This is a genomic window from Calidifontibacter indicus, from assembly GCF_003386865.1.
In the GTDB taxonomy this organism is placed as follows: Bacteria; Actinomycetota; Actinomycetes; order Actinomycetales; family Dermatophilaceae; genus Yimella; species Yimella indica.
Map to the genome: position 1 here is coordinate 2,769,443 of NZ_QTUA01000001.1, position 16,731 is coordinate 2,786,173.

12 protein-coding genes and 1 riboswitch are annotated in these 16,731 nt (G+C 69.1%); of the genes, 6 read left to right on the forward strand and 6 right to left on the reverse strand.

The window, feature by feature from the left end; genetic code table 11:
- Positions 1 to 18: 18 nt before the first annotated feature.
- Positions 19 to 1,065 (forward strand): TlpA family protein disulfide reductase, encoded by a 1,047-nt coding sequence (locus DFJ65_RS13160; RefSeq protein WP_115923406.1) that lies wholly within the window; start codon positions 19 to 21, stop codon positions 1,063 to 1,065.
- Here DFJ65_RS13160 and DFJ65_RS13165 read toward each other — a convergent pair.
- The gene (locus tag DFJ65_RS13165) at positions 1,047 to 1,889 is read right to left on the reverse strand and encodes a hypothetical protein (protein WP_115923407.1); all 843 of its coding nucleotides are present in this window, start codon (positions 1,887 to 1,889) and stop codon (positions 1,047 to 1,049) included. The genes DFJ65_RS13160 and DFJ65_RS13165 overlap by 19 nt on opposite strands.
- A gap of 252 nt (positions 1,890 to 2,141) precedes the next feature.
- Positions 2,142 to 4,682: a DNA translocase FtsK gene (locus tag DFJ65_RS13170; protein ID WP_115924311.1), complete on the reverse strand. Its 2,541-nt coding sequence runs from the start codon at positions 4,680 to 4,682 to the stop codon at positions 2,142 to 2,144.
- A 447-nt stretch (positions 4,683 to 5,129) separates the two neighbouring features.
- Positions 5,130 to 5,244: riboswitch (SAM riboswitch) on the forward strand.
- A gap of 70 nt (positions 5,245 to 5,314) precedes the next feature.
- Here DFJ65_RS13170 and DFJ65_RS13175 point away from each other — a divergent pair.
- Positions 5,315 to 6,745, forward strand: coding sequence for an aminotransferase class V-fold PLP-dependent enzyme (locus tag DFJ65_RS13175; protein WP_115923408.1), 1,431 nt, complete (start codon positions 5,315 to 5,317; stop codon positions 6,743 to 6,745).
- Between the two features lie 9 nt (positions 6,746 to 6,754).
- Here the strand turns inward: DFJ65_RS13175 and DFJ65_RS13180 are convergent, their stop codons facing one another.
- Together DFJ65_RS13180 and dapA are read right to left on the reverse strand one after the other, a co-directional pair.
- Positions 6,755 to 8,437 carry a ribonuclease J gene (locus DFJ65_RS13180; RefSeq protein WP_115923409.1) on the reverse strand — a complete coding sequence of 561 codons (1,683 nt, stop codon included), beginning with the start codon at positions 8,435 to 8,437 and terminating at the stop codon, positions 6,755 to 6,757.
- On the reverse strand, positions 8,434 to 9,321 hold the full coding sequence (dapA, locus tag DFJ65_RS13185) for a 4-hydroxy-tetrahydrodipicolinate synthase (RefSeq protein WP_115923410.1): 888 nt from the start codon (positions 9,319 to 9,321) through the stop codon (positions 8,434 to 8,436). The genes DFJ65_RS13180 and dapA overlap by 4 nt, the downstream gene beginning before the upstream one ends.
- Positions 9,322 to 9,509: 188 nt before the next feature.
- Between dapA and DFJ65_RS13190 the strand changes: the two genes are divergently transcribed.
- From DFJ65_RS13190 to DFJ65_RS13205, 4 genes are all read left to right on the forward strand, one after another.
- Positions 9,510 to 10,322 (forward strand): thymidylate synthase, encoded by an 813-nt coding sequence (locus DFJ65_RS13190; protein WP_115923411.1) that lies wholly within the window; start codon positions 9,510 to 9,512, stop codon positions 10,320 to 10,322.
- Positions 10,319 to 11,248: a dihydrofolate reductase gene (locus DFJ65_RS17540; RefSeq protein WP_170144091.1), complete on the forward strand. Its 930-nt coding sequence runs from the start codon at positions 10,319 to 10,321 to the stop codon at positions 11,246 to 11,248. Before DFJ65_RS13190 ends, DFJ65_RS17540 begins: the two co-directional genes overlap by 4 nt.
- 46 nt (positions 11,249 to 11,294) lie before the next feature.
- Positions 11,295 to 12,563 carry an LURP-one-related family protein gene (locus DFJ65_RS18285; RefSeq protein ID WP_115923412.1) on the forward strand — a complete coding sequence of 423 codons (1,269 nt, stop codon included), beginning with the start codon at positions 11,295 to 11,297 and terminating at the stop codon, positions 12,561 to 12,563.
- Between the two features lie 349 nt (positions 12,564 to 12,912).
- Entirely contained in the window at positions 12,913 to 14,877 is a 1,965-nt protein-coding gene (locus tag DFJ65_RS13205) for an HNH endonuclease signature motif containing protein (protein ID WP_115923413.1), read from the forward strand.
- A 197-nt stretch (positions 14,878 to 15,074) separates the two neighbouring features.
- Here the strand turns inward: DFJ65_RS13205 and paaE are convergent, their stop codons facing one another.
- Together paaE and paaD are read right to left on the reverse strand one after the other, a co-directional pair.
- Positions 15,075 to 16,193, reverse strand: coding sequence for a 1,2-phenylacetyl-CoA epoxidase subunit PaaE (paaE, locus tag DFJ65_RS13210; protein ID WP_115923414.1), 1,119 nt, complete (start codon positions 16,191 to 16,193; stop codon positions 15,075 to 15,077).
- Positions 16,190 to 16,726 carry a 1,2-phenylacetyl-CoA epoxidase subunit PaaD gene (gene paaD, locus DFJ65_RS13215; protein WP_115923415.1) on the reverse strand — a complete coding sequence of 179 codons (537 nt, stop codon included), beginning with the start codon at positions 16,724 to 16,726 and terminating at the stop codon, positions 16,190 to 16,192. Before paaD ends, paaE begins: the two co-directional genes overlap by 4 nt.
- Positions 16,727 to 16,731: the final 5 nt, after the last annotated feature.

The following is a 16,731-nucleotide window of genomic DNA, read 5'->3' on the forward strand; positions in this document are numbered from 1 at the left end:
GCCACCTATCCTCATCCCATGCCCGCCTCCGTCCCCGCTGCCCCGTGGATCGTCCCCGCGCTGCTGATCGTGCTGGCGCTGGTGGTGAGCGCGCTGTTCAAGGTGCGTTCGCCACAGACCACCCAAGACGCGTTCGTCAGCCTGCGGTTGCCGTCGTTCCTGCGCTTCTCCGGCGCGCCGATCCTGCTGCCCTACGGCGAACTCGTGCTGGCGGCGGCCTTGCTGGTGCTGCCCGGCGGGTGGTACGTCGTGGCCGCGGCGCTGGCGGTGGTGCTGTTCGCGGCCTACCTGATCGTCGTCGCCCGGGCGCTCGGCTTCGCAGAGCCCGTGCACTGCAACTGTTTCGGCAAGCTGGGCCTCGGTGAGATCGACCGCCGCACGGTGGTGCGCAATGTGCTGCTGCTCGTCGCCGCCGTGCTCGCACTGGTCGACGGTGTGCGCGGCGGCTCGATGATCGAACGGTTCACCGACTTCGGCGGCACCGAATGGGGGTGGACCGCAGGCGTTCTCGCCGCGATCGCGCTGACGGGGATGGTCGTGTACGGCGGGGGCCGGCCCTCCGATTCCGCTGCGGCGTCCAGTGCCGCCCCGGCAGTCGTACCCTCCGACGCGGATGACGAGCTGGAGTACGTGCAGCAGCCCATCCCCTACGGCGCACTCGTCGACTCCCGCGGTGGCACGATCCCGTTGCGCGAACTGCCCCACCCGCGTCCGGTGCTGCTAATCTCGGTCAGCCTTGGCTGCGGCAGTTGCGAGCGGGTGATGGCGCGGATGCCGCAGTGGGCGGCGCGGCAACAGCTCATCCGGGTCGTGCTCGTGCCGTACGGCGCGTCGGCCGACAATGCGCCCGATCTCGGGCCCGACGTCGAGTGGATGACCGACCCCGACAGCGCGGTCGTGCGGACGCTCGGCCTCGGGTACCCCTCAGCCGTGCTGTTCGGCATGAACGGCATGCTCGCCGGCGGACCGGTGCACGGCGACGAGATCGACCAGTTCCTCGACGACATCGCCGCCGAGATGGACGAAGCCGCGGCGGCGTACGCGGCTCAGGAGCCGATCGGCTGACCCGGCACGCGTCGTCCGATGCGCAGCAGCACCGCGGCCAGCGCCACCAACCAGCCGAACCGCAGGCCGAAACCGGCTCCGATGTCGGCGTACTGGGACACCACCTGGATGCCCCGCGCACTGCTGGTCATCAGGCCGGAGTCGGTGGCGTAGACGGCGACCGCGGAGGCGACAGCGCCGGCCACCGTCGTGATGCCCCACACCGCAAAGAAGGTCAAGCCGCGCGCCGCGTGCCGCCGCTGCGTCGTCAGCGCGATGAGCGTCAGCACGAACACGACGACACCGAGCGTGAGCAGACCGCCCACCAGTTGGCTGGTGCCGTCGGCCCGGAAGGTGCGCATGAGGCCGTAGTAGTCGTAGAAACTCGCGTGATACCAGAGGTCCCAGGCGAACCGGCTGCGCGGCGGCCGAGCGCCGTTGCGCGACATGATCCCCGGGATCGCGGCGATGACGACAGCAACCACCGCCGCGGCGAGCGCGGGCAGGAACGCGCCGTACCTGCGCATCGTGTTCGCCGCGTACGGCCCCGGGACAGGTTCGGTGCCGATCCGACCCGCCGGACGTTGCGCGTAGCCGGGCGTCGGAGAGGCGTAACCACCCGATGCGGCGCCGCCCGCATACCCGCTCTGATACCCGCTCTGACGCTCGCCCGGCGAGGGCTGCGCTGCCTGCTTCGACAGGTCGGGACCAGTGGGACGCGCACCGAAGTCCTGCGTCCGGTCGCTGCCGTCGACCCGCGGGGTGTTCGCGGTGGGGAGCTCGCTGGTGTCGTCGGCGCCGGCGCCCCAACGCGGCACTCCGGCGGAACGGTCGTGGTCGGTCATCGTCACTCCTGGTTTGCGCCGGTCGGGCGATGGTTCTCTGCTGGCAGGGTACGCAGCGGTGCGGGGTAGATCGGTGTTGCAGACCGTCGACCACGTCTGCGCGCTCGGTGCGGAGCGGGCGGCGTGGTTCAAGGACCGCCGACGGCAACATGCTCTGTCTGCACCAGGAAGCGCCGGCGAGCTGACCCACCGGCGTCCGGCCACCCCGTCGGGAGCGCCTCGGGCCCGCTGGGCCTGGCGGCCCGGCGAGGCTCAGGCGCGGCCGTGCTGGGTGAGCTCCCAGGCGTCCTCGCCCGAGCTCTCCTCGACCGGCAGGTCGTCCTGGTCGTACGCCGCGTCGCCGGGCACCTCGTCGCCACGCAGGCGGGCGAGGGTGTCGGGCAGGTCGTCCGGCTTGACCAGCACGTCGCGAGCCTTCGAACCCTCCGACGGGCCGACGATGCCGCGCGACTCCATGAGGTCCATCAACCGGCCGGCCTTGGCGAACCCGACACGCAGCTTGCGCTGCAGCATCGAGGTCGAGCCGAACTGCGAGTTGACGACCAGTTCGGCCGCCTGGAGCAGCAGGTCGAGGTCGTCGCCGATGTCCTCGTCGATCTCCTTCTTGGGAGCCGACACCGCGACGTCGTCGCGGTAGTTCGGTTGCAGCTGCCCCTTGATGTGGGCCACGACGTCCTTGACCTCGGACTCCGCCACCCAGGCGCCCTGCACGCGCATCGTCTTGCTGGCACCCATCGGCAGGAACAGCGCGTCACCCTGACCGATGAGCTTCTCTGCACCGGGCTGGTCGAGCACGACGCGCGAGTCGGCGAGCGACGACGTCGCGAACGCCAGGCGCGACGGAACGTTCGCCTTGATCAGACCGGTCACGACGTCGACCGACGGACGCTGGGTCGCGAGCACCAGGTGGATACCGGCGGCACGCGCCAGCTGGGTGATGCGGACGATCGACTCCTCGACGTCACGCGGGGCGACCATCATCAGGTCGGCGAGCTCGTCGACCACGACCAACAGGTACGGGTAGGGCTGTACGACGCGCTCCGACCCGGGCGGCGGCTGCACCTTGCCGGCACGCACCGCCTTGTTGAAGTCGTCGACGTGCTTGAACCCGAACGCGGCGAGGTCGTCGTAGCGGGTGTCCATCTCGCGCACGACCCACTGCAGCGCCTCGGCGGCCTTCTTCGGGTTGGTGATGATCGGCGTGATCAGGTGCGGGATGCCCTCGTAGGCAGTGAGCTCGACCCGCTTGGGGTCGACCAGCACCATGCGCACCTCGTCGGGCGTGGCGCGCATCATGATCGAGGTGATCATCGAGTTCACGAAACTCGACTTACCGGCACCGGTCGCACCGGCGACGAGCAGGTGGGGCATCTTCGCCAGGTTGGCGATGACGTAACCGCCCTCGACGTCCTTGCCGACACCCATCACCATCGGGTGGTCGTTGCCGCGGGCCGCCTGGCTGCGCAGCACGTCGCCGAGGCTGACCGTCTCACGGTCGGTGTTCGGGATCTCGATACCGATCGCCGACTTGCCCGGGATGGGGCTGAGGATGCGCACGTCGGCCGATGCCACCGCGTAGGCGATGTTCTTGCTCAGCGCGGTGACCTTCTCGACCTTCGTGCCCGAGCCGAGTTCGACCTCGTAGCGGGTGACCGTCGGGCCACGGGTGAAGCCGGTGACCTGTGCGTCGATGTCGAACTGCTCGAACACGCCGCCGAGCGCGTCGACGACGCGGTCGTTGGCGGCCGAACGGGTCTTGTGCGGCGGGCCGGCCTTCAACAGGTCGTTCGCCGGGAGGGTGTACGTGACGTCGCCCGCGAGGAGCAACTGCTCGGTGCGCTGCGGCAACGGAGTCGTCGGCGGCGCCTCGATCTTGGCGACCGGCGCGCCCGGCAACTGAACGGGCTTGCGGCTCGGCTCGGGGCGCTTGTCGGCGGCGGGCGCCGGTGCCGGTTCCGCGGCGCCGTCGTGGACCTCGTCCGGCTCGCCCGAGGTGGTCGAGGTGGTGGACGGTGCGGGCGCGGACGGCTTCGGTCGCGAACCGCGGCCCTTGCGCGGCACCACCTCGGCGGCCTGCTCGAACGGGTCGTCGCCGTCGAGCGCGTCGAGGCCATCGTCCTGGCGCGCCCTACGGCCGCGGGGCTTGCGGCGTCCGCCGTCGATGTGCTCGCCGTGCAGGTCGAGCGCGACCGCGTCGACCGGACCGTCCTCGTCGTGCTCGTCGAGCATCCGTCCGTAGAACAGGCGGTCGAGGACGTGGCGCGCCCGATCGCCGATCTCGTGCACCGGCGTCGCGGTGATCACCAGGAGCGCGAAGAAGCAGAGCAGTAACAACAGGGCGACCGCGCCCCACGTCGTGACCGCGGCGACGGTCGGGCTGGAAGCAAGGAAGCCGATCATGCCGCCGGCCGCCTCCAGGCCCTCGCGCGGCTGGGCGTCGGGCAGACCCTTGGCAATGCTGGTGAGTCCGCAGACGCCGAAGGCGAGCAGGCCGAGGCCGATGCTGATTCGGTTGGTGGCGTGGTGACCGCGCGGGGTGCGCAGGATGTGCAGGCCGAGGCCGAGCAGCACCACCGGGAGCGCCAGCGAGATGAGTCCGAAGGTGCCGGCGCTGATGGTGTGCACGACGTCGCCGAACACGCCGGCGATGCCCCACCACTCGACGGCGGCGATGACGATCGCGACCGCGATCAGGGTGAAGCCCACTCCGTCGCGGCGCAGTTCCGGCTCGAGGTCACGCGCGCTGGTGCCGACGCGGCGGGCGGTGCCACCGGCGACGTGCGCTACGCCCATCCAGGTGCCGCGCAGCGCGCGCACCGGCAGCGACGGTCCTCCCCCGCCACGGGCGGGCTGGCGTCCCTTGGCCGACGCAGAGGTCTTGCGGGCGGCGGGACGCGAGGAGGTGGACTTCGCTGCTGGACGGGAGGTCGACGAGCGGCCGCGTGAGCTGGACTTCGACGCGGTTTTCGGTGCGGACTGACGGGGGGCCACCGTCGCAGACTACGCGACAACCACTCCAGTCACACGCGCCACACGCTGGAGACCGCAAACGCTGCGCTTACCTGCAGCCGCCGCTGTTGCAACCGCAGCGACTGCCGGGTACTGCAGCGTGTGCGGGGTGGGGAGGGGCCGGTTGCGGGCCGGGTTGTGGGGCGGGCGCGGATTGGGCACTTTCGCATCGTGAGATGACGGCCGAGGTAGCTGGCGCGCGGCGCGCCGAGGTGGATATGGTCGCGACCAGGTCATGAGTCTCAGCGTCAAGCCCCGGCTTGCTGAGCGGCAACCCTCCACCGCGGTGGGGTGCTCCGGGTGACGACCGGGCCGTTGCCCGACCGGGCGGCGGCAAGCGCGGATCGCTGCAGCGTTCGCCCCGGGTTTTTCGGGGTGGGTCTGTGTCGGTCCAACGACCGACAGGAGCAGGCCCGATGTCCGTAGCCACCGAAGTCACCGAAGTCACCGACGTCAGCGAAGTCACCCGATCGACCGAGACCGGTCTCGACCCGGTCGTCGAGACCGCCGCCCGCCGCCTCCACCTGGTGCCGGACGACTTCACTCCCCCGCCCGCGCTCCAGCACCAGGGCATTCCGCTCACCGCCCACCACGAACTCGGCGTGCCGACGGTGCACCGCACGGTCGTCGACTTCGCCAACTTCGACCACGGCGCCACCAGCCCCGCACTGCGTACGGTCGAGCAGACGGTGGCTGCCGTGCAGCGCGTCTCGGGTTCGGTGCACCGCGGTGCCGGACACACCAGCCGGCAGACCACCCAGTGGTTCGAGGCCGCGCGCAAGGAGGTCGGCGCGTTCGTCGGTGCACGCGAGGACGACTACGTGGTCTTCACGCGCAACACCACCGACGCGTTGCGCCTGCTGGCCAACGCTCTTCCGCGCCGCACCCAGGTGTTCACCTGGGACTCCGCGCACCACGCCGCCCAGTTCGCCTGGGCGGGTCGCTCGATCCACCGGCTGCCGATTCCGGCGAGCACCCAGGACGCCCTCGACCTGTTGACCCAGGCCCTCGAGTCGAGCACCGCCGAGTCGAAGCTCGTCGTGATCACGGGCGCGTGCAACGTCACCGGCGAAGTCTGGCCGGTTGCCGAACTCGCATCTATCGCAACCGAATTCGGCGCCCGCACGGTGCTCGACGCGGCCCAGCTCGCGCCGCACCACCCGGTCGACATCGACGAGCTCGGCGTCGACTACGTCGCCCTGTCGGGCCACAAGACCTACGCGCCGTACGGCGCCGGTGCGCTCGTCGGCCGCGGCGACTGGCTCGACGAGGCCAACCCGTACCTGCCGGCCGGCGGCGCGACCCGCGCGGTCGGCACCCGCGCCGTGGAGTGGAATGTCGGACCGGCCCGCCACGAGGGCGGCACCCCGAACGCTGTCGGCGCCATTGCCCTGGCGTCGGCCTGCTCGACCCTGCGCAAGCACCACGACGCGATCGCCGCACACGAGGCGGTGCTGCACGAGCGCCTGCGCAGCGGCTTGGCCGCGATCCCCGGCGTCCGCCTGGTCAGTGTGCTCGGCCCGGAGCGCCCGAACGTCGGTGTCGTGACCTTCACCGTCGACGGGTTCGACTGCTCGCTGGTGTCGCAGGTGTTGTCGGACGAGCACGGCATCGCGGTGCGCGACGGGAAGTTCTGCGCCCACCGCCTGTGCGACCAGGTCGTCGGCGGGTGCGCCGTCCGTGCATCGATCGGCCTGGCCACCCAGCCGCACCACGTCGAGCGCCTGATCGACGCCGTCCGACGACTGGTGGAGCAGGGCCCGACCCTCGAGTACGTGCACACGCCCGGCGAGGGCTGGAGCGCGCCGTCCGACCCGCGCGACCTGGCCGAGCCTCTCCCCTGGTGACGGATTAACTCATGCCTCTATGACGATCGGGATGATCATCGGACGACGGCGCAGCTTGCCGCCGACGAACCCGCCGACGGTGCGTCGGATGACCTGCTGCAGCTGGTGGGTGTCGTTCACGCCCTTGGCGCGTGCCTGCTCGAGGGCGTCCTCGATCTTGGGCACGACCTTGTCGAACACCGCTTCGTCCTCGGCGAATCCGCGGGTGCGGATGTCCGGGCCGGCGGCGATGCGTCCGGTGGCGGAGTCGATGACCACGATGATCGTGACGAAGCCTTCGTCGCGCAGAATGCGGCGGTCCTTCAGCATCGTCTCGTCGGTGGCGCCGACCAGCGAGCCGTCGACGTAGACGTAGCCACACGGCACGACGCCGGTGATCGACGCTTGTCCGTCGACGAGGTCGACGACGACGCCGTCCTCCGCCAACATGACGTTGCGCTCGGGCACGCCGGTTGCGACGGCGAGGTCGCCGTTGGCCACGAGGTGACGCCACTCGCCGTGGATCGGCATGACGTTCTTCGGCCGCACGATGTTGTAGCAGTAGAGGAGTTCGCCGGCGCTGGCGTGGCCGGAGACGTGCACCAGCGCGTTGCCCTTGTGGACGACGTTGGCCCCGCGCCGCATCAGGCCGTTGATCACCCGGTACACGGCGTTCTCGTTGCCCGGGATGAGCGAGCTGGCCATGAGCACGGTGTCGCCGGGACCGATGTCGATCTGGTGGTCGCCGTTGGCCATGCGCGACAGCGCCGCCATCGGCTCGCCCTGCGATCCGGTGCAGATCAGCACGATCTGCTCGTCGCGCAGGTCGCCCAGCTTCTTGGCGTCGACGAGGATGCCGTCGGGCACCTTCAGGTAGCCGAGGTCGGCGGCGATGCCCATGTTGCGCACCATCGAGCGTCCGACCATCGCGACCTTGCGGTTGTGCACGCGCGCGGCGTCGAGCACCTGCTGCACGCGGTGCACGTGCGAGGAGAAGCAGGCGACGATGACGCGTCGCTCCGCCCCGGCGAAAACCCGCTCGATCGCGGGCGTGATGTTGCGTTCGGGGGTGGTGAAGCCGGGCACCTCGGCGTTGGTGGAGTCGGTGAGGAAGAGGTCGACGCCCTCTTCACCGAACCGGGCGAAGGAACGCAGGTCGGTGATGCGGCCGTCGAGCGGCAGCTGGTCCATCTTGAAGTCGCCGGTGATCAGCAGCGTGCCACCGGGGGTGCGCACGAAGACGGCGAGCGCGTCGGGGATCGAGTGGTTGACCGCGACGAACTCGCAGTCGAAGCCGCCGATCGGCTCCCGGTCGCCTTCCTTCACCGACATGGTGAAGGGGGTGATCTTGTGCTCCTTGAGCTTCGCCTCGATCAGCGCGAGGGTCAGGGTCGACCCGATGAGCGGGATGTCGGGCTTCAACCGGAGCAGGTAAGGCACCGCGCCGATGTGGTCCTCGTGGCCGTGCGTGAGCACGATCGCCTGGATGTCGTCGAGCCGGTCACGCAGGTAGTCGAAGTCGGGCAGGATCAGGTCGACGCCGGGGTGGTCCTCGGGGAAGAGCACGCCGCAGTCGACGACGAGCAGCTTGCCGTCGTAATCCAGCACGGTCATGTTGCGGCCGACTTCGCCGAGCCCACCGAGGGCGACGATGCGGACGCCGTTCTTCGGCAGTGCCGGCGGCGCGCCGAGTTCGGGGTGCGGGTGGCTCACAGCAGACCGGCCTTCGTCAGTGCGTCGCGGACGATGGTGCGCTGCTCGTCGGTCGCGGGCAGCAGCGGCAGCCGGCAGAAGTCGGACGGGATGACGCCTTGGATCGCGAGCGCGGCCTTGGCCATGATCGCGCCTTGGGTGACTCCCATGATCGCGTCCATCACCGGGATCAACTTCTGGTGGATGCGACGCCCCTCGGCGAGATCGCCCTTGTCGATCGCGGCGATCATCGCGGCGAACTCGTTGCCCGCGACGTGGCCGGTGACGGCGACGTGGCCGACGGCCCCGAGCGCCAACCAGGAGAAGGCGAGCACGTCGTCGCCGGAGAACCACAGTAGATCGGTCTCGGCGATCAGCTTGCTGGAGGCGTAGAGGTCGGCCTTGGCGTCCTTCATCGCCCGCACCTGCGGGATCTGCGCCATCTTGGCGATGGTGGCGCTCTCCATCGGGATCGCGCTGCGCCCCGGGATGTCGTAGAGCATGACCGGCACGTCGGCAGCCTGCGCGATCGCGCGCACGTGTTCGACGATGCCGTCCTGCGGCGGCTTGTTGTAGTAGGGCGTCACGACCAGCACGTTGTCGGCGCCGGCTCCCACCAGCGCCTTTGCTGCGGCGACGGAGTGGGCGGTGTCGTTCGTGCCGACACCTGCGGTGACCGGCACGCGGTCGCCCACCGCTTCAACGACGGCCTTGATGGTGGCGACGTTCTCCTCGTCAGTGGTCGTGGCCGACTCACCGGTGGTGCCGTTGACCACGAGTCCGTCGTGTCCGTTGTCGACCAGATGTGCGGCGAGCGCTTGCACTGCGTCGTAGTCGATGCTGCCGTCGGATTTCATCGGCGTCACCATGGCGGTGATCATGCGGCCGAAGGGGTTGTCCGTCATGGCTCCCAGGCTATCGGTGCCGGAAATGGTGATCGCGTTGCCACCCGCTCGGGGGTCCGGGTGGCAACGCGATCACGGGATACATCGGCGCCGCCTCGGATCTGTTACAAGCGTTCAATGTGATCTGGGGCACATTGCCGTCATGGTCGACCCCGCGGCTATCGGAAGCCGCTGATAGCGTCCCGGCCATGCAGCAATACCTCGATCTGCTCGACCGGATCCTGACTGAGGGCGCCCGCAAGGACGACCGCACCGGCACCGGCACCCTGTCGGTCTTCGGTCACCAGATGCGCTTCGATCTCAGCGCGGGTTTTCCGGTCCTCACCACCAAGAAGCTGCACCTGCGATCGATCTTCGGGGAGCTGCTGTGGTTCCTGCGCGGCGACACCAACGTGAAGTGGCTCAACGATCGCGGCATCACGATCTGGGACGAGTGGGCAGACGCCGACGGCGACCTCGGGCCCGTCTACGGGCACCAGTGGCGGTCGTGGCCCACGCCGTCCGGTGAGCATGTCGACCAGCTCGCGAACGTGATCGAGTCGATCCGCGCCAACCCCGATTCGCGGCGCCACATCGTCTCCGCCTGGAACGTCGCCGAGGTCGACCAGATGGCGTTGCCGCCGTGCCACACGATGTTCCAGTTCTACGTGTCGCCCGCCGACGAATCGGGTGAGCGGCGGCTGTCGTGCCAGCTGTACCAGCGGTCGGCCGACGTTTTTCTCGGTGTCCCGTTCAACATCGCGTCCTACGCGTTGTTGACCCACATGGTGGCCCAGGTGACCGGTCTCGGCGTCGGCGATTTCGTACACACCCTCGGCGACGCCCACCTCTACTCCAACCACCTCGACCAGGCGCGCGAACAGTTGACCCGCTCCCCCAAGCAGCTTCCGACGCTGCGCCTCAACCCCGAGGTGCGCGAGATCGATGCGTTCGAGCTCGACGACATCTCGTTGGAGGGTTACCAGGCAGACCCGTCCATCAAGGCGCCGATCGCGGTATGACGATCCGCCTCATCGCCGCGCGATCGCGCAATGGCGTCATCGGTCGCGACGGCGACATGCCGTGGCACCTGCCCGAAGACCTCAAGTACTTCAAGCGCACCACGATGGGCCACCCGATGATCATGGGACGGCGCACCTTCGACTCGATGGGTGCCCTGCCGGGTCGCCGCTCGATCGTCATCACGCGGCAGCCAGACTGGCACGCCGACGGTGTCGAAGTCGCGAGCAGCCTCGATCACGCACTGGCGCTGGTGGGCGACGACGACGTCTTCGTGGTCGGCGGCGCACAGATCTACGCCCAGGCTCTCCCCTTCGCCGACGAGATCCTGTTGACCGAGATCGACCGCGAGGTCGAGGGCGACACCTTCTTTCTCGAGCTCGCCGCAGACCGGTGGCTCGAGAGCTCACGGGACCAGCAGAGCGGCTTCGCGTGGGTGACCTACGAACGAGCCGTGCCTCGGGCAACGCTCGTGCTCGGCGACCGGGTCGGGCGCCAAGCCGGCCAGAAGATCGGGTCTTCGGTGGCGGTACTGCACGACGGACGGCTGTTGGTCACCCGCCGCGAGGACAACTCGCTGTGGTGTCTGCCCGGTGGCGGAATCGACCCCGGCGAGACCTTCGCCGAAGCCGCGGCACGGGAAGCATTGGAAGAGACGGGAATTCAGGTGGAGGTCGAGTCGGTGCTCGCCGTCTACACCGATCCCGACGTGGTGGTGCGCTCGCGCGACGGCGCGAAACTCACGCAGACGTACGGCGTGTGCTTTCGGGCCCGGCTGATCTCGGGCACACCGGGGTTGTCGGACGAGGTGACCGAGGTGGCGTGGGTCGACGCCGACGAGGCGTCCCGGCTGCCGTTCATCCCGTTGCACCGCAAGTTGGTGCGGGCCGCGTTCGATCCGGCCGACGCGCCCACGCTGTTCGTCTGAGGCGAGGCTGCCGCCCGCCACTTCAACGGCGTGGCACGATGGCGCAATGACTGAGCAGGGCTGGCAGCCTGACCCGAACGACCCCCGCAAGTTGCGTTTCCGCGATGGCAACGGCTGGACCGATTTCACCAAGCCGAACCCGGACGCGTCCGCGGCTGCCGCGCCACCGCCATCGTCGTCACAGCCCCAGAGTTCGCAGCCATCGGGCTTCGGTCAGTCGCAGCCCCCGGGGCAGGTGCGCCTGCCCGGCCGTTCCAACCAGGGTGCACAGGGTCAGCAGCCCGGTCAGCAGCCCGGTCAGCCGAACGCGCCCCGCGACCCGTACGCCCAGGCGCAGCAGCCCGACCCGTACGCCGCGGCGGCTCCGAGCGCGCAGGATCCCTACAGCCAGCAGCCCGCGCAGGCGGCGCCGTCGCAGAACTGGGGCACGCCGGCACCGCCTCAGCAGCAGAGCCCGCAGACCGGTGAGCAGGGTCAGCAGGGTCAGCAGTACGGCAACGCGCCGCACGACCCGTACGCCCAGCCCGGCCAGCAGCAGGGCCAGCAGCAGGGCGGCCAGCAGCAGGGCCCGCAGCCGTCCTATGTGCAGCAGCAGGCACCGCGTCCGGACGGTTTCGCCGGACAGGTGCACGGATTCAACGACCGCATCGCGCAGGGTTACGGCGATCAGTCGTTCGGCGGCCAGATGACCGGGCCCGCCGGACATCGGCAGGCCGAGTCGGGCCGGAGCGTCTTCACCGAGAAGACGCTCATCGTGAGTCAGAAGCGCAAGATCATCGAGGTCACGAACGAGTACTCCATCTACGCGGCCGACGGCTCCACCCTGGGCGCCGTCGTCGAGGTCGGTCAGAGCTCGATGCGCAAGGTGCTGCGCGTCATGACCAACTACGACCAGTTCCTCACCCACCGGCTCGAGGTGCGCGACAACCACGGACAGGTGCTGTTGCAGCTCACCCGTCCGGCCAAGGTGATGAAGTCGTCGGTGATCGTGCAAGACCCGCAGGGGCGCGAGATCGGCCGGCTCATCCAGCGCAATGTGTTCGGCAAGATCCGCTTCGGGCTGGAGGCCAACGGTCAGGAGATCGGCTCGCTCAATGCCGAGAACTGGCGCGCCTGGAACTTCGCCGTGCTCGACGGCCAGGGCACCGAGGTGGCGCGGGTGACCAAGACCTGGGAGGGCCTGCTCACCACGATGTTCACGACCGCCGACAACTACGCGGTGAACATCCACTACGACCTGCCCGAGCCGCTGCGCAGCCTGTGCATCGCGGGAGCGCTCACCATCGACACCGCCCTCAAGCAGGACGATCGATGACCTTTGCAGGCTCCGTCGGCGTTCTGCCGGGCGCTCCTTCGTCGCTGCCCGCACAAGTCGTCCCGCCTGCGTGAGCCTTGCGCTGCCTCTTCTGCAGCCTCCTTCGGCGTTGAGCCCCGTAGCAGTCACTTCGTTCCTGCTACGGGGCTCAGCCGTCCCGGCTGCGTGAGCCTCGGTCTGTGGTCCGGCGGGTGCCACCACCGGCATTGACAAGCATTCGTTGGTCACCGAGTCGAAACCAGTTGATTCTCAACGGGATTTGATCCACAGCCCCTCGGGTCGGTGTCGTTTCTCCACAGTTCTTCTGCGACTGATGGTGGGTGTCGGTGGTCGCACATATGTTTGATTCATGACCACCAGCTACGAGATCGACGAGCCTCTGAGCGAGGTCGAACTCGAGCTGCTCGAATCCGTGCTGAGCCGCAAAACCTACCGGGTGCGGCCGGTCATCACCGAACACTCAACGCCCACCGACATGCTGGCTGCGGCGGCGCAGCTGTGTCGGGACGCGTTCGCCAAGATCGACACCGACACCATCCGCGCCACCGACAGTCCCGCCGGCGACAGTGCGGCCGGCGACAGTGCGGCCGGCGACAGTGCGGCCGGCGACGGTGCGCGCCTCAGCGACGGGCACCCGTTGAGCCGGCTCTCCTCGGTGGAGGAGTTGCGGTCGTTGGAGGAGACGATCCGTGCGGCCGCGGTCACCGGTTCGGTGGTGCAAGGTGCTGCGGCGATCGCGATGGCGAGGTACGCCGCGATCGACCGCGAAGTGATCGATACCGACACCGGGTTCGCGGTGCCGGTCGAGCGGCCCATCGGGCATCAGGCCGACTTCGCCGACACCGATTTGGCCGCCGCCTGCCAGTTTGCGCCACGCACGGCGTCGACGCGTCTGGGTGCCGCGGTCACCGCGTGTACGAAAGCGCCGCGGCTGGTCGAGGCCGCGGTCGCGGGTGGGGTGCCGTTCTGGAAAGTGAGCCTCGTTGCGGCCGAACTGGCCGACGCCACCTCCACGACGGCGGCGATGGTCGAGGCCGAGTTGTTGGGTTCGCGCGGGTTCGCCTCGTGGGGGTTCCAGAAACTGAAGTCGACCGTGCGGGCCTTGGTGACCCGGTGGGAGGCCGACGCCGCGAAACAATCGAAGCAGCGGACCGCGCGGGAAGCGACCGGGGTCTGGGCGGAAGGCTCCGACATCCCCGGGTTGTCCGAACTGCGTGCGGTGGGTCCGGCGGATCAGATCGCGAAGATCCACGCCGCGCTCGACCAGTTGGCCGACACCTGGCGTAAACACCCCGAACAACATGCGGAAGCGCACCCCGAGCACTACCCGCAGGATCCGCAGCAAGGTTCGGAGCAGGGTTCGGAGCCAGGGTCAGCGTTCAAACCGACGGTCAAACCGACGCTCGGCCAGCTACGCCTCGACGCACTGTGCGACCTCGTCACCCAAGGCTGCGACATCGGGGTCCACCTCGTCATCCACGTCCCCTTCCAACGCCAGAACAACAGCGACGCTCACGACAGCGACAGCGCCCGGCCCGCGGCTCAGTCCGGTCGCGCCGACGGCAGCACTGGTGGCACTGGTGGCACCAGCGACGGCGCAAGGAGCACGCAGGCGCCGGCAACCGATGGATGCGACGACGATCGCCCACCCACCGACACTGCAGGCCCTCCCGAAAACAACTGGACCACAGACGGATCGCCTGGGTCGGACGGATGGCCCGGGTCGGAACCCTCGACCGGACCGCCAGGATCACCAGCGCCGCCCAGGCCACTTGGAGGCGCACCAGACGACCAGCACGACCAGCACGACCAGCACGACGACGGGAACGCGCCATCGGATGGTGTCGGCCGCGGCTCAGCTGCCGACTGGGCCGAGATCCCCGGCATCGGGTTGGTCGCTCCGGACACCGTCGATGCGCTGGTCGAACGGTTCGGGTGCCGGCTGACCCGGGTGCTGTTCGACACCGACACCGGCATCACCGCAGAGACAGCGTCGGCACGCTACGAGCCGCCACCGAAGGTCCGGGAGTTCGTGCAGTTGAGGGACCGGTCGTGCCGGTTCCCCGGATGCAGCCGTCCCGCGATCCGTTGCGACGAAGACCACGTGCAGGAATGGCCCACCGGCGACACCAAGGGCGCCAACCTCGCCGCGATGTGCCGGCACCACCACGACGCCAAGACCAAAGGCCACTGGGACGTCGAAATGACCGACGACGGCATCTGTACCTGGATCAGCCGCACCGGCCGCCGCTACACCACGTACCCCGACAGCGACAGCGGCCGCACCGAGAAGAATCCACCCGAGCCACGCTGAACCGCCCGCGCGCGACTGATCACGGAGCCCGACTGACCACGGAGCCCGCCTGACCACGCTGGCCGAGCCGTCCGACTCCGCCGAGTCAGGTGACTGGTCGAGTTGAGGTGCCGATCGGTCAGACACCCACCACCGCCAAGCAGACGCACACCGTCGACAAGCAGAGGATGACCAGCAGACGGCCAGCCGCCGGCAACTCAGCTGTCGTAGTCCAGGGTGACTTCGTCCGTGACCGGGTGGGACTGGCAGGCAAGCACGAGGCCGGCGGCAACCTCGTCGGGTTCGAGCGCGTAGTTGCGCTCCATCGTGACTTCACCTGAGACGACACGGGCGCGGCAGGTGCCGCAGACCCCGCCGGTGCAGGCGAACGGCGCGTCCGGGCGGGCCCGCAACGTCGCGTCGAGGATGGTCTCCGCTTTCGACGGCATCTCGACGCGGGTGGTGCGGCCGTCGAGGTTGACGGTGACGATCGCCTCGGCCGGGGCTGAGGTGTCGACCTCGACCCGACGCGGCGGCGCACTGCCGTCCTCGGTCACGTGGAACACTTCGTGGTGCACGTGGTCTTCGCTGACTCCCTTGTCCGCCAACAACTTTCGGGCGCCTTCGACCATTTCGAACGGTCCGCAGAGGTACCACTCGTCGACGGTCTCGATCGGCAACACACTGCCGAAGAGCAGTTCGAGCTTCTCGGCGTCGATGCGCCCGTTGAGCCATTCGACGTCGTGCGGCTCCCGGGACAGCACGTGCATGAGGTGCACGCGGCCGGGATAGGCGTTCTTGAGGTCTTCGAGTTCCTCGAGGCACATGATCGACTCGGTGCGCCGGTTGCCGTAGACGAGGGTGACGCGCGAGCCCTCCTCTTCCTCCAAAGCGGAGGTGAGCAGCGACAGCACCGGGGTGATGCCCGAGCCGGCAGCGAGCGCGACGTGGTGCCGGGCACCCACCTCGGACGGCGGAGTGACGAACGAGCCGAGCGGCGTCATCACGTCGATGCGATCGCCGACCTTCACCTCACGGTTGATCCAGGTGGACATCAGCCCACCGTCCACCTCGGCAGAACCGACCCGGATCACCTTGCGGCGCAGCGCTTCCGGCCGCGACATGCAGATCGAGTACGACCGGCGCACGTCCTGGCCGTCGATCGTGTGGCGCAGCGTGAGATGTTGTCCGGGCCGGAAGGCGAACTCGTCGCCGAGTTCGTCCGGCACCGCAAACGTGAGTGCGACGGCGGTCGGGGTGAGTCGCTGCACCTCGACGACCTCGAGTTCGTGGAACTGCGCGCGACGTCGGGTCGGCGTGGAGATGAGTGCGGTCACAGCGGTTTGAACTCCTCGTACGGTTCCTTGCAGTTCAGGCAGCGACGCAGAGCCTTGCACGCGGTCGCACCGAACTCGGACACGACCTCGGAATCGGTGCCGCCGCACAGCGGGCAGGTGACGACGCGGCGTCCCAGGCTGACCCCGATCGGCCCCGCCGATCCATGCGATCCGCGAGATCCATCCGAGCCGTGCGCGGCCTGGCCAGGAGGCGCAATTCCGAACTCGCGCAGCCGATCCCGTCCAGCCTGCGACATCCAGTCGGTGGTCCAGGCCGGGTGAAGAGCGATCTCGACCTGCGGCGTGCAGCCGCGGCGCTCGATGGCCGACGCGACGGCCGTCGTCATCGCTTCCATCGCGGGGCAGCCGGAGTAGGTCGGTGTCATGACGACGCGGACGACTCCGGTGTCGAGATCGGCCTCGAACGAACGGATCACGCCGAGGTCGTCGAGCGTGATCACCGGGATCTCGGGGTCGGGCACCGCCCGGACGGCGGCTTCGAGCTCGGTGATCCGGTCGACGGTGGTCACCATGGGCG

Excerpts from the sequence above, each read along its gene's own strand:
- dapA (WP_115923410.1), bottom strand. The coding sequence starts at position 9,321 with ATGACGGACAACCCCTTCGGCCGCATGATCACCGCCATGGTGACGCCG.
- DFJ65_RS13205 (WP_115923413.1), top strand. The coding sequence starts at position 12,913 with ATGACCACCAGCTACGAGATCGACGAGCCTCTGAGCGAGGTCGAACTC.
- DFJ65_RS13170 (WP_115924311.1), bottom strand. The coding sequence starts at position 4,682 with ATGGGCGTAGCGCACGTCGCCGGTGGCACCGCCCGCCGCGTCGGCACC.
- DFJ65_RS13165 (WP_115923407.1), bottom strand. The coding sequence starts at position 1,889 with ATGACCGACCACGACCGTTCCGCCGGAGTGCCGCGTTGGGGCGCCGGC.
- DFJ65_RS13175 (WP_115923408.1), top strand. The coding sequence starts at position 5,315 with ATGTCCGTAGCCACCGAAGTCACCGAAGTCACCGACGTCAGCGAAGTC.
- paaD (WP_115923415.1), bottom strand. The coding sequence starts at position 16,726 with ATGGTGACCACCGTCGACCGGATCACCGAGCTCGAAGCCGCCGTCCGG.
- DFJ65_RS17540 (WP_170144091.1), top strand. The coding sequence starts at position 10,319 with ATGACGATCCGCCTCATCGCCGCGCGATCGCGCAATGGCGTCATCGGT.
- DFJ65_RS13160 (WP_115923406.1), top strand. The coding sequence starts at position 19 with ATGCCCGCCTCCGTCCCCGCTGCCCCGTGGATCGTCCCCGCGCTGCTG.
- DFJ65_RS13190 (WP_115923411.1), top strand. The coding sequence starts at position 9,510 with ATGCAGCAATACCTCGATCTGCTCGACCGGATCCTGACTGAGGGCGCC.
- DFJ65_RS18285 (WP_115923412.1), top strand. The coding sequence starts at position 11,295 with ATGACTGAGCAGGGCTGGCAGCCTGACCCGAACGACCCCCGCAAGTTG.